11 protein-coding genes and 1 pseudogene are annotated in these 12,559 nt (G+C 70.3%); 8 read left to right on the forward strand and 4 right to left on the reverse strand.

Annotation, left to right across the window (positions count from 1 at the left end; all coding sequences use genetic code 11):
• The 4 genes from ABD160_RS13340 to ABD160_RS13355 form a co-directional block, all read left to right on the forward strand.
• Positions 1–553, forward strand: a 553-nt coding sequence (locus ABD160_RS13340) for an alpha/beta hydrolase family protein (protein WP_344022073.1), incomplete at its 5' end; no start/stop codon positions are given.
• A 44-nt stretch (positions 554–597) separates the two neighbouring features.
• Positions 598–1,932 (forward strand): GGDEF domain-containing protein, encoded by a 1,335-nt coding sequence (locus ABD160_RS13345; RefSeq protein WP_344022075.1) that lies wholly within the window; start codon positions 598–600, stop codon positions 1,930–1,932.
• Positions 1,933–2,037: 105 nt separating this feature from the next.
• The gene (locus tag ABD160_RS13350) at positions 2,038–2,601 is read left to right on the forward strand and encodes an ImmA/IrrE family metallo-endopeptidase (RefSeq protein WP_344022077.1); all 564 of its coding nucleotides are present in this window, start codon (positions 2,038–2,040) and stop codon (positions 2,599–2,601) included.
• 11 nt (positions 2,602–2,612) lie between these two features.
• Positions 2,613–3,779 carry a hypothetical protein gene (locus tag ABD160_RS13355; protein ID WP_344022079.1) on the forward strand — a complete coding sequence of 389 codons (1,167 nt, stop codon included), beginning with the start codon at positions 2,613–2,615 and terminating at the stop codon, positions 3,777–3,779.
• Positions 3,780–3,818: 39 nt separating this feature from the next.
• Here the strand turns inward: ABD160_RS13355 and ABD160_RS13360 are convergent, their stop codons facing one another.
• From ABD160_RS13360 to ABD160_RS13370, 3 genes are all read right to left on the reverse strand, one after another.
• On the reverse strand, positions 3,819–4,631 hold the full coding sequence (locus ABD160_RS13360) for a hypothetical protein (RefSeq protein ID WP_344022081.1): 813 nt from the start codon (positions 4,629–4,631) through the stop codon (positions 3,819–3,821).
• A complete protein-coding gene (locus ABD160_RS13365; RefSeq protein WP_344022083.1) occupies positions 4,628–5,446 on the reverse strand; it encodes a tyrosine-type recombinase/integrase in 819 nt (272 codons plus the stop codon). The genes ABD160_RS13360 and ABD160_RS13365 overlap by 4 nt, the downstream gene beginning before the upstream one ends.
• 111 nt (positions 5,447–5,557) lie before the next feature.
• Positions 5,558–6,787 (reverse strand): GGDEF domain-containing protein, encoded by a 1,230-nt coding sequence (locus tag ABD160_RS13370; RefSeq protein WP_344022085.1) that lies wholly within the window; start codon positions 6,785–6,787, stop codon positions 5,558–5,560.
• Between the two features lie 411 nt (positions 6,788–7,198).
• On the opposite strand from ABD160_RS13370, the gene ABD160_RS13375 reads away from it, so the two are divergent.
• Positions 7,199–7,813 (forward strand): NAD(P)H-dependent oxidoreductase, encoded by a 615-nt coding sequence (locus ABD160_RS13375; protein ID WP_344022087.1) that lies wholly within the window; start codon positions 7,199–7,201, stop codon positions 7,811–7,813.
• Between the two features lie 135 nt (positions 7,814–7,948).
• Here the strand turns inward: ABD160_RS13375 and ABD160_RS13380 are convergent, their stop codons facing one another.
• On the reverse strand, positions 7,949–9,262 hold the full coding sequence (locus ABD160_RS13380; RefSeq protein WP_344022089.1) for an ISL3 family transposase: 1,314 nt from the start codon (positions 9,260–9,262) through the stop codon (positions 7,949–7,951).
• Positions 9,263–10,408: 1,146 nt separating this feature from the next.
• Here ABD160_RS13380 and ABD160_RS13385 point away from each other — a divergent pair.
• The 3 genes and pseudogenes from ABD160_RS13385 to ABD160_RS13390 all read left to right on the forward strand — a co-directional run.
• Positions 10,409–11,497 (forward strand): IS110 family RNA-guided transposase, encoded by a 1,089-nt coding sequence (locus ABD160_RS13385; protein WP_344022091.1) that lies wholly within the window; start codon positions 10,409–10,411, stop codon positions 11,495–11,497.
• Between the two features lie 200 nt (positions 11,498–11,697).
• Positions 11,698–11,961: pseudogene (locus ABD160_RS33330) on the forward strand (transposase family protein); the annotation flags it as partial.
• Positions 11,962–12,037: 76 nt separating this feature from the next.
• The coding region (locus tag ABD160_RS13390) for an ISAs1 family transposase (protein ID WP_344022093.1) at positions 12,038–12,559 on the forward strand (522 nt) is incomplete at its 3' end.

Consider the following 12,559-nt stretch of genomic DNA (forward strand, 5'->3'; position numbering starts at 1 on the left):
CACCGAGCTCGAAGACCTCGCCGCCGTCCACGACTGGGCCGTCGGCACCGGTCTGGCCGACCCGGCCGAGTGCGTGCTCGCGGGCTCGTCGTGGGGCGGCTACCTGACACTGCTGGCGTTGGGGCTACAGCCGCAGCGCTGGCGCGGCGGCGTCGCGGTGGTGCCGGTCACCGATCACGCCATGTCGTACGAGCTGGGCCAGGAACCGTTGCGGGCCATGGCACGCGCCCTGTTCGGGGGCAGCCCCGACGAGGTGCCCGAGCGCTATACCGCGGCCTCGCCGCTCGCGGTCGCCGACCATGTTCGGGCTCCCGTCGCGATCATCGCCGGGGAGAACGACTTCCGGATCCCGATCCAGCAGATCGACGCCTACGCCGAGAAGCTGACCGCACTCGGCCGCCCGCCCGCGGTCTACCGGTTCGGTGGCGGGCACGGCAGCCAGGTCAGCGGCACCCTCGAGGACTTCCTGCTGATCTCGGTCACCTTCGCTGAGGCGGTCCTGGCGGCCGAGCCCGGGACCGCTACCCCCACGCACGGCCGACAACCGCGGTAGCACGCCCGCACCCCACCGCGCAGCCCGACCAGGAGGAGGTGTCGATGACCGGGACGAGCACAGCCGCCGCGCTCCGCAGCGCGCGATTCCCCCTGCTCGCCCTCCCGCGGCCGGCCTTGACCTACATCCTGCTGGTCGAGGCGCTCACCGTCGCCGCCGTGGTCGCGGCGCCGGCCGAGGTGACCGCCCACCAGCTCGGCCTCGCGGCGCTGCTGGTGGCGGTCTGCCTGGTCCAGCACGAAGCGGCGTTGTCGGCCGAGCGGGGCTACCGGCGGGCCACGATCAGGAGGGAGCGCAGCAGCGACACCGGGCACCTGGTGACCAACTCGGTCTACACGGTCACCGCTGCGCTGCTGTTCCCCCCGGTGCTGGTGGCCGGGGTGGTGGCCGCGATCTATGGCTACCGGATCCTGCGCATCGACCGGCCTCGGCTACCCCGGGAGCGGGGACCGGTGTTCCGGACGGTGTTCACCGCCGCGACCGTGACTCTGGCCGGCACCGCCGCCGGACACACCGCGCAGCTGCTCGGGCTGGATCTGACCCAGGGGGCTGCGAGCGTGGTGCCGATCGTCGCGGTGTTGGCCACCATCGTCGTCTACACCGCGGTCCAGGCGGGACTCGTCGCAGGCATCGTGGCCTCCGTGGCGAGTCCTCTCGCCGCGCGGGCGATGTTCACCGATCTGCGCCAGCACGGGTTCGAGATCTCCCAGCTGTGCATCGGTGCGACCCTGGCGTTCCTGCTGGTCTCCCCATCACCGTGGCTGGCTGTGCTGCTGATCCCCACACTGTGGCTACTGACCAAGGTCGTCCTGGTCTCCACGGTCGGGATGGGCGATGACGAAGGAGGATTGCTCTCGCCGGGCGCGTGGCATCGCGGGGCCGCCGGTGAGCTGCAGCGGGCCCGGCGGCGCGGCACACCGTTCGGGATCCTGGCCGTCGATCTCGACGACTTCCGCCGCATCAACGAGGAGTGCGGGGTGCAAGGCGGCGACCACGTCCTCGACGAGGTGGTCCGACGGCTGTCCGCGGTGGTCCGGGACGGGGATCTGGTCGGCCGGATGGACGGCGAGGAGTTCGTGATCGCCGCCTCGGCCGCCGACCCGACCGACCTGCGCACCCTGGCCGACCGCATCACCACCGCGATCCAGGAGCTGGACCTCTCCGCGGCCCTGGCCGTGGAGCACTCGGCTGCCCCGACCCTCACCGCCTGCGTGGGAGCTGCCGCCTGGCCCGGCAGCGGAGACACAGTGGACAGCCTGCTCACCCGGGCCGACGACGAGCTGCAGGCCGCCAAGGCCGCCGGCAGAGGCGTCGTCAGGATCGCCACGACCACCGTGACCACCGAAGCCGCCGCCACCGCGGCCAGGACCGGGAGATGAAATCACACCCGGTCGAGCACCGACTGAGCCTCCGACACACCGCGAAAGGACCGCCGGGGAGGCGGGAATGCGGTATCCCTACCACGAGCAACTCGGGAGGAGGACGTGACGGTGCGAGGGCGCGGCGGCGGACCCGCCGAACCGACCACGAGTTGGGCACAGCTGGTCGAGCGCGCGCGGGCAACGCTGGAGCTCGAAGCGCTACGGCCCCCGCCCGGGGAGGTCGACCTGGAAGACTTCGCCGCGCGGCTCGGCGCGGCCCGGGGCCTGACCATTCACCTCTACCCCGTCGACCTCGGCGCCGCGGCCCGGGAGATGTGCGGGCTGTGCCTGGTGAACGAGGGATCGGCGCACGTGTTCTACGCCGGCGCCGCGAGTGATCTGTCCCGTCGTCACAACCTCGCTCACGAGCTGGGACATCTGTTGTTCGGCCATCGGGCGAAGGCACCGGTGTACCGGCCCAGCCTGACCACCAGCCTCACAACCTCCCAGCAGCGGATGGCGGCATGGATGGGGACCGATCCCACCTACGGTGCCCGCGATGAGGCCGAGGCTGATGCGCTCGGCGCAGCCCTGCTCGGGAACGGGCCCGGCCGCCGCTCGCACCGGTGGATGGCCACCGGTGAAGTACGCGCGGCCGCGCGCCAGTTCGCCTCGGCCTTCACCTGATTCCCGCCGCGATGCACCACCTGCTGCTCAGCTCCGTCTCCGCTACCGCGCTGCTCACCGCCGCCCTGCTCGGGGTGCGCAACCGCACCAGGCCCGCGGTGGGGATCAGCGTCGCTGCCTTCTTCGCCGGCGCAGCGTCGCTGCTGACCGCGCTGCCCACGCCGCCGCCGGTGGCGCGTGAACACCACGCTGCGCTGATCCTCATCGCGGTGGGTCTGGCCGGGTCCGGGCTGTTCACCACGGTGACCGCGGTGTCGCGGCGGCTGCGCGCGGTCTCCCCGGTCGCCGCCGCGGGCAGCATCGTGATCCTGCAGCTCCTGCTGATCTCGGGCGGGGCGTTGGAGCCGCTCTCGCGCGCCGGCGCACCGGGGCGCCCGGAGCTGACGATCCTGGCCTTCATCAGCGTGCTGTGGCCTACGGTCGGCGCCGCGCTCCTGATCGTCGTGGGCCGGCGACTGCTGCGCTACATCACCAGCCGCTGCCTGCGCGCGACCCTGCGGGCCGCCGCGGTACTCGCCGCACTGGCCCTCGCGGCACTCGCCGTGCTCGCAGCGCTGCAGCTGCCCCCGGGCTGGGCCGCCCCCGGCACGGTCCTCGCCGCCGACGCCGTGCTGTTCATTGCGCTCACCCTGCTCGGGCTGGGGCTGATCGGCACCCGGCTCGCAGGGCCCGCGCGCCCCCTCGTCCGCGCCCTCGAGCACACCCTCCTCTACCTGCGATTGGGCTGGTGGGAACGACGCCTGGTCGCCGCGGTACCGGAGTGGGGACGCAGGACCGCAGTCGCTCCTCCCTCACCGCTGCACGGGGCCCAGGAAGCGCTCTACGCGCGCCTGGTGGTCATCTGGGACGTCACCCGGACGCTGCTGAGCACCGTTCCGATCGCGGTGCTCGACGCCAGCGTCGACTTCGCCGAGGCTCACGGACCTCGGTCCTCGCCGCAGCGGCGAGCAGCGCTGGCCGAAGCCGGCTGGCTGAGCTGGGCGTTGCAGACACCTGATCAGGGACAAGCAGCAGGAGAGTTCCGTGTCCTCGACGACGCAGCGCCCGCCGCGGGCGAGCTCAGCCGCGAGGCCCGGTTCCAGCTGCAGATCGCCTCCGTGCTGCGACGCGAACCCCGGCTGCAACAGCAATTCTGGGCACGACCCGTGTGCGGCGACGAGCACCCGCAGCCCACATGAGCACAGCGCACCCGGAGCGAGCGCCCAGCGCGCGAACCTCTACTCGCGTGCCTCGTAGCGGAACAGCGGGGCGAGTTGGGCGCCGCTGCACCGTGGGCTCTGCGACGACAGCTGCGCCCGCGTGCGAAGGGAGAAGATGGCCTCGCGCAGGTCACCACCGCTGCGCAGCTGTCCCGATCGGGCCTGGTCGAGCAGTGCTGCGATCGCGCCGTCGTCGTGGGGAGGAAGGTGCACCATGTGCCAGAGCAGATCCCGCACCGAGGAACGGTGACTGGCGCCGTGGCCTGCGACGTTCTCCAGGTGATCCACCAGCTCCCAGGTCTGCTCGTTCCCGGCCGCGCGTACGGCGAACACCAGTCGATCCCGACCACGGGCGTTCAGCGCCCGGAGCTGGCTGCTGGTTCGGCACGCCCAATACAGGAACACCAACGCGACCAGCACCAATGCTGCAGCCCTCGTGCGATCCGAGGCCGTGGCCAGCGCAACGCCCACCAGCAGCGCCCCAGCCGCCCCCGCCATCGGGCCGACGTAGCGTGACCAGGCGCGCCGCACTCTCGCGCCATCGCGCACGTCGGAGAGCACAGCCAGGACCTGGGCCGATGGAAGCCGGGGGTCGGCCACGATCAGCTGTCCCGCGCGGGGCAGCGCCACACCCCACCACCTGACCTCGCCGCGGGCTCGCTGGCTCACGCGGTCGTGCGCCGGTTCCGACACGTGCTGCGCCTCCGCACCCGATGAGGCCGGGCGACCGTCCTGACGGACCTTGACCACACGAATACAGCACACCACCCGCGGATCGACCAAACGCAGTCCTGCCGACAGCGCCAGATGCTCGCCCCGGTCACCGGTCACCGGTCATCGAGCTCCGCGCGCCGCACCGCGAGATGGTGCTCCACCGCGAAGACGGCGTGCTGGCGGTGCTGGTCCAGGCGGTGTTCGACATCGCCCAGGGCGCTGCGCAGTGCTCCACCGGTGACTCCGGCGGCCACGGCGAGCTCCACGAAGCTGCGCTCCAGGTCTGAAGGTGTGAGTGATCCGTCCACTCCGGCCCTCCCAGCGACGTCGGAGACGATCCGGGTCGCTGCGGATCGGGTCAGGCGAGACCCGTCCGGGTCGACCAGCAGCGCCCCGGTGCTACGCCCCGCGACGCACCCGAGCACCGCGGCCTCGACCCGGTCGGTCAGCGGGATCACCGAACGCCGGCCCCACCGCCGGGGCAAACGCACCAGGGCGACTCCGTGGCTGCGCTCCAAGTGCTCGACATCCACGCTGAGCAGCTCGTCGAGTCCGAACCCGCCCGCGACCAGGGCGAGAACGACGGTATGGGTGGTGGGGTCCTGTGCCTCGGCGGCGTCGATCACCCACAGCAGCTCGTCGAGCGCCGGCGGCGCGCCCGCACTCGAACCGTCCTCGACCGCCACCACCGGAGAGGCAGGGCGCAGACCCTGCGCGACGACGAAACCGAAGAAGGCCTCGAGAGCGGTCCGATCCTGCCCAGCCCGACCGGCCCCGGCTCGGTGGGCGAGGAACGCTGTCACCGCAGCCGGTGGCGCGAACAGCGGATCGACGCCCTCCCGCGCCGTCCACCGGCCGAATGTCGCGAGAACCTGCCAGTAGGCCCTGCGCACCGGCCCGGACTCCAGGGTGTCGGCGAACTGCGAGACCACACCCGGGTAGGCCTGCCGGGACCGCCCCGGCGGCTGCTCAGCGCGCACCCGCCCAGTTCACCACCCCTCAGCCCGCACACCGCAACCGACCTGACGCCGTGCCCACCGCGTTCACTGATCCGCACCAGGCGGCGGCGTCGACGAGACCGGCGTGGTCCGGACCCGCACCCGGTTGCGCCCCGCCCGCTTCGCCGCGTACAGGGCCTCGTCCGCAGCCGCCAGCAGAGCATCGACCCCCATACCCGCACCGGGGGAGACCGCGGCCCCGACCGACACGCTCAGCTCGGTGATCACGGTGGGCTCCCGCGGCGACGCTACCTCCACCGACATCGCTTCGACGCGCTGGCGGATCCGCTCGCCCAGCTCGTGCACTGCCGCGACCCCGCCACCCTGGTCGGTCTTCATCGTGCTCACGGCAGCGACGAACTCCTCGCCGCCGAACCGTCCCACGACGTCCCCGTCGCGCATCTCCGCGGTCAGCAGCCCCGCCATCTCCTCCAGCACCGCGTCACCCGCGAGGTGGCCGTGTTGGTCGTTGACCTCCTTGAAGTGATCTAAATCCAGGATCAACACCCCGGCGGTGGTCCGCCGCCCGAGGCAGGTCTCAAGGAGCTCGCGGGCGCGTTCACGCCACGCGGCGGCGTTGAGCAGCCCGGTCTTGGTGTCGGTGCTCGCCTGCTTCTCCAGGACCCGGATCAACGTCGTCTGCTCCAGCAGGACCAACAGCGGCAACAGCAGGATCAGCAGCAGCCAGCTCAACGGCAGGATCACCGCAGCCACCAGCCCACCCAGGCACAACGTCGCCAGCTCCAGCGCGCTCTCCCCGCCGGCCACAATCGCCCAGAACCGCGAGCCCGGCCGGGACAGCCGGATCGCCGCGACCACGAGCAGGATGTTGAGCACCGTGTAGACCGTCAACGAGCACGCCAACGCCACCACACCGGGCACTGAGCCGTAGTCGGTGCCGCTGCCGAACAGCGCCCGCACCGCCGCCACCGCATACACCGCCACGACCACGGTCGAGGTCGAGTAGACCTGCCGGTACAGCGGCGTCCCGGCCGGACGAAACACCCGCAGGAACAGGTGGCCGTAGATCGCCACCACCGTCGCTACGGCCAACAGCGGCGGCAGCGCCAGCGCCGCCGCGAACGTCCACACCGAGGACGTGTCGACGTGCCTGGTCTCGGCGATCCGCCGCCGCAACCGCTCCACACGCAGCGACAGCTCGGTATGGGCGGCCGCGGCCGCCGCGATCCCCGCCGCGGTGCCCCACAACGCCCGATCACCGGTGGGGGAGATGCCCCAGAACAGATCAGCGGCAAGGAGCAGGAGCGCCGACACCTCGACGACGATCAGCAGCGCAAGAACACGCCCCGGCACACGCCCGGAGAGGAAACGGCGACGGGCGCGAGCTCGGGGCGGGGGTTCCGCACACCGGGTCGGTCCGGCATCTCCAGCCACGTGCCTCGAGCTTTCCTCGGATTCTGGGATCACCCTAACCCGATCAGGGCACATCCGAGCGGCTCAGTGCCCGCGCCTGTCGCCGAGACAACTGTCGCTGACAAGACATCCTCCTCGGCCGACATCTGTCGCGCACCGTCCCGTTCCCGGTCCAGGGTGGGACGACGCGACTACCTCGGCGCGGCGGCCGCCGCGCCGCACCAGCTGAAGGCGAGGCTCGTCTTGGACGCCGACCGCGATGGCCTGGCCTCCGGGGCGGAGCGCCTGTGGCCTGCCCGTAGGCTTCACTGCGTGCGCCGGTCACTGGTCATCCTGGCTCACCCGCGGCCTGGGAGCTTCTCACACGCCCTCGCCGAGGCCGCGGCCGACGCGTTGCGCGAGGTGCGTCATGACGTGGTCGTGCACGATCTGCACCAGGAGGGTTTCGACCCGGTGCAGCGCGTCGAGGGGCTCGACACCACGCGCTCCGAGGGCACGGCCGCGTTGAGCGCCGGCGCCGATGAGCTGACCGCGCAACACCGCCTTGAGCTATGCGAGGCCCACACCCTGATAGTGGTGCACCCGAACTGGTGGGGGAAACCGCCCGCGATCATGGCCGGCTGGATGGACCGGGTACTGGTGCCCGGAGTGGTGTATCGCCTCGACGACGCGGCCGGGGAGCCGGCACCTCTGCTGACGCTGCGCAGACTCGTCGTCCTCAACACCGGCGACACAGATCCTGCACGTGAGGCCGAGGTGTTCGGCGATCCCCTCGACCTGATCTGGCGACGCTGCGTCGGTGGCTACCTCAGCGGAGCCGAGGTGCGGCGGATGCTGGCCGGACCGATCTCCGGCTCGACGACAGAGCAACGAGCACGATGGCTGTGCCATGCAGCGAGGCTCGTCCGCGGCCTACCGATCAGCTGATCAGCCTGCGGTCTTGACGGAGAGGAAGTCGACCTCACTATCCCCGTGACGTGGGTGCTGTTGTCCGTAGCTCAACGCATCGAGCCCACGGACCAATCATTGGATTGCCAGTGAGTCATAGCGGCTCTTCCGGATCTAGAGTGCAAGGGCTCCGCAGTGCAGCAGCGATCTGATGCGGTAGTTGATCAGGTTGCGGAAGCCGAGGGCGTTGCGGCGGAGGGCTTCGAGGCGGCCGTTGATGGCCTCGGTCGGGCCGTTCGAGGCGCGGTGGTCGAAGTAGGCCAGCACGTCCTCGCGGCGCCGGTGCAGCGTCCGGCCGAGGGTCGCGAGCTCGGCGAGCCCGGCCGGGAGCTCTCCGCGGAGCCGGTCGATCACCGAGGCGAGCTCGGTCTTGCCGCGCCTGCGGTCGGTGGTGGCGTAGGCGGCGATGATCTGCTGATACGCCCACCAGGTGACCTCGACCGCGACGTGCTGGTCGCCGGCGAACACCGCCTCGAGCCTGGTTCTCTGCTTGTCGGTGAGCAGCCCGAGCCGGGTCCGTAGGGTGCGGCGCTCTCGATAGAGCGGGTCACCGGTGCGGCCGCGGTGGCCGAGGGTGTCCTGCTGGACCCGCTGGCGGCACAGGTCGAGCTTGTGCCCGGCCAGCGCGACCACATGGAAGGGGTCCATCACCGTGACCGCGTCCGGCAGTGCGGTGGTGGCGGCGTTCTTGTAGCCGCCGAACCCGTCCATCGCCACGATCCGGACGCCGTCGCGGAACGCCTGGTCGCGGGCGTCGAGCCAGGTCGTCATCGCCGCCGCTGAGCGGCCCGCCACCAGGTCGAGCAGCCGTGCCGGACCGTGACCTGCGACGACGGCGGTGAGATCGGTGATCACGGTGACGAACCCGTCGCCGTCGGCGCCGAACACGTGAGCCCACTTGTGCTCGTCGACCCCGATCACCCGCACCCCGTCGAGACGGGCCGGACCGGCGGTGAGCAGCAACTGCTCGGTGGCGGTGACGGCGATGCTGTTCACGGTGTCCCACGACCGGCCTAGCTCGCGGGCGACCGCGGACACGGTGGCCTTGTCCACCGCCAGGCGCCCCAGCACGTAGGCCGCGCAGCGTCGAGTGGTCGTCCACCCCGGGCGGGCCAGCCGGCGGCTGTCGTGGGCGAAGACCTCGCGGACGCAGCCGTCGTGGACACACCGGTAGCGCGGCACCCGGACCCGCAGCTGCAGCGGATGCCCCACGACCGGGACGTCGGTGACGCGGCGCTCCACGGTGTCGCGGTAGACCCCGACCAGCCCGCAGCCCGGACACACCCCGGGCCCGTCGGTGAGCAGCTCGCACCACAGCACGGTGGTGTCGCCGTCCAGGGCGGCGTCGGTGATCCGCACCCCCAGCTCGACGGTCCGGATGATCGTGTCGGCCACGATCTGGGCAGGCGGCGACGTAGGCTGCGGCATCGGGTCCCCGGGACGCTTGACGGTGCTGGCGTAGGAACCTGCATCATCAACTTCTCGGGGCCCGCCTCACCGCAGCGACACGACCCCAGTCCCGGGCCCGGCCACACCCTCACCTGCACTCCGTTTCCGGAAGAGCCGTCATAGCCTGGATCTGGCCGGCCTGATTATCGGCAGCGATCTCGGGCATAGCCGGTGATGGTTGAGAAGGCGTGATGCGGGCACCTCGGACAGTCGAGAACTAAGGACTATTTTGGGTAGATGTCCCACTTCCATCGACCGGGGCCGGTCTTGTACCAAACCAAACACGCTCTCTTGCCACAGATTCGCCGAATCTTCTTCTTTGGCTTCAACGCTTCAGTTGGAAACACAAGCCGCCGAACGGGGCCTGCCCCTATTTCATCTAGCTTCGCCCTGAGGTCACCGAAGCTGCCTTCATGCCTTAGATCGTCACTCATGACTGCTCCTGTCAAAATCCCGGAAACTGCGAGATGTCCTGACTCCGGAAAGACGATACTGCCTTCGTGTCAACCGGTGACTTTATCTGGATAGTCGATAGAAACATGTATGCGCTATTCCTCTTCGTGAATCTGCCCCACCAAGGGACCAAACCGATTCGACGCCACGAGCATCTCCTGCCTGTCTCAACCAACCAGTAGAGTCGTAAGTCGCTAGCACCACCGATCTTCGTAGCGATCGTGGTCCATCGATTCCTGCGCACGTGGATGGTCACCTTGGCCTCCCTGGGTCCCGTGCGCCCGTGCTCGTGTGCGATCTACGTGCCGTTACGTCCGGTTCATCCCGCAATATGCCGTCACCCTCGGGCGAGCCGCACGGCTCAACCGTTCCACCGTCCTCGGCTCGGTAGCGATGGCGTTGTACCCGCACACCTGCTCGACTGTGGGGCCGTTGCCCTCCTCGTCCGTCAGAGACCCCATGGCCGCTATCGCTTGCCGCCTTGAAGGATGAGAATCGGTGCGGGGTCGGCTGAGCTCGTTCTTGCTTGGTGCGCGAGAGCCTGTGTCAGAGACTGATGCCAGGGGCCTTCCCGGCACCTCGAATTGTTGCTCTGTGCACGCTTCACAGCGTCGTTGATCGGTTGGCCCTGCCGGCCCCACCCTGTCCGGGATCGGGGCGAGGAGGCCACGGATGGACACGCTGGTCGAGCGGTGCGCGGGGATCGATATCGGCAAGGACGAGGTCGTGGCCTGCGTCCGAACGTCGAAACCCGGCGGTGCTGGGCGGGTCAAGCAGACCCGCACCTTCACCACGTTCACCGCCTCGTTGGAGGCGATGATCGACTGGTTCACCGAGCAGGGGGTGACCGCGGTGGTGATGGAGGCGACCGGGTCGTACTGGAAACCGGTCTGGTACCTGCTCGAAAACCACACCGAGGCCACGGGCTGGGAGTTGATGCTGGTCAACGCCCACCATGTGAAGATCCTGCCCGGCCGCAAGTCCGACGTGCTCGACGCCGAGTGGCTGGCCGAGTTGCTCGAGCACGGGCTGCTGCGCGGCAGCTTCGTCCCACCCAGACAGGTCCGCGAGCTGCGGGATCTGACCCGGTATCGCAAGCGGATGATCCAGGCTCACACCAGCGAATGCCAGCGCATCCAGAAGACCCTCGAAGACGCCGGGATCAAGCTCGACTCGGTGGCCTCCGACGTCCTCGGAGTCTCCGGGCGGGCCATGCTCGCCGCGCTCGTGGCCGGTGAACGGGATCCGCACGTGTTGGCCGAGATGGCCAAGGGCACGCTGCGTCGCAAGATCCCCGCACTGCGCCAGGCGTTGCGAGGCCGGTTCAGCGACCACCACGCGCTGTTGATCGGGCTCGCGCTCGAGCACACCGCACAGCTGGAAGCCACGATCGCCCGGCTCGACGACCGCGTGGACACCCTGTTCGCCAGCAGCTCCGGCGAACAGGTCGGCCTCCCTTTCGGCCGGGCCCGTGACCGGCTCGACACCATCACCGGGGTCGGGAAACGGGCCGCCGAAACCATCATCGCCGAGATCGGCGTCGACATGTCCCGCTTCCCCACCGCCGCGCACCTGGCCTCCTGGGCCGGCCTCGCGCCGGGCAACAACATCACCGGCGGCAAACGCGGCTCCGGCAAGACCACCAAAGGAGACGTGTGGCTGACCGACATCCTCGTCCAGTGCGCTTGGTCCGCGGCCCGAACCCGCGACTCCTACCTCTCGGCCCAGGGCTCCGGCAAAGTCGCGATGAGTGGCTGCTGACCTGCGGCGACACGCGGGTGTAGACGTGAGGGCGGGCACGGGCCCGGCGTGATCATGAGGGTGTCTAAGTCCTTGATCACGTCAGGAAGCCCGTGCCCGCGTTGTCAGTGTCGCCGATCGTTGCTGCCCTGGACCAGGCGGAGGTCGACCTCGATGAGGTGATCACCGCCGCGGCCGCCGATCATCTAGCTCCGGTCGTGGTGTTGTCGCTGGTAGAAGCTCTGTCGCAGGTCCCGGATCCGCGCCAGGCGCGAGGTGTGCGCCATGGCGTGCTCGCGGTGTTGCTGCTCGGGGCCTGCGCCGTGTTGTCGGGAGCGCGGTCGTTCGCCGCAGTGGCCGAGTACGCCCACGACGCCGGGCACGCTGTGCTGGCCGCGCTCGGCGTAGGCGCGGTGGTGCCCCACGAGTCGACGTTGCGGCGCGTCCTGCAGAAGGTCGACCCCACGGCCCTGGAGGCGGCGTTGCGCTCCTGGGCGCTCGCCCAGCTCGAGGCCCAACCGACACCGGCGGGGACCAACCCCGCGTCGAGAACAGCGTCGTGTGCTCGCCCTGGACGGCAAGACCCTGCGCGGCGCCCACGTCCGCACCGCAGCAGACGGCGGGATCTACCTGCCGCATCTGGTGTCGGTGCTCGACCAGCACAGCGGCGCCGTGCTCGGACAGACCCAGGTCGAGCACCAGAGCAGCGAGATCGCCGCGTTCACCACACTGCTCGACGAGCTCGACCTGTCCGGCGTGCTGGTCACCGCCGACGCGCTGCACACCCACCGCGGCCACGCCGACTACCTGCACGCCCGCGGCGGGCACTACCTGATGACGATCAAGGCCAACCAGCCGCGACTGCTCGCGCGAATCCGGTCGCTGCCCTGGACCGACATCGGGGTCGCCGCCCGGGAGCAGGCTCGCGGCCACGGCCGGGTCGAGACCCGCACCATCAGCGTGGTCAGCCTGCAACCATGCCCCGACCTGGACGGGGAGTTCTTCCCGCACGCCGCCCAGGCGATCAAGCTCGTGCGCCGGCGCCGACCACTGCGACCGGGCGGACGGTGGAGGACCGTCACC

The organism is Pseudonocardia kongjuensis (genome assembly GCF_039526905.1).
Lineage (GTDB): Bacteria > Actinomycetota > Actinomycetes > Mycobacteriales > Pseudonocardiaceae > Pseudonocardia > Pseudonocardia kongjuensis.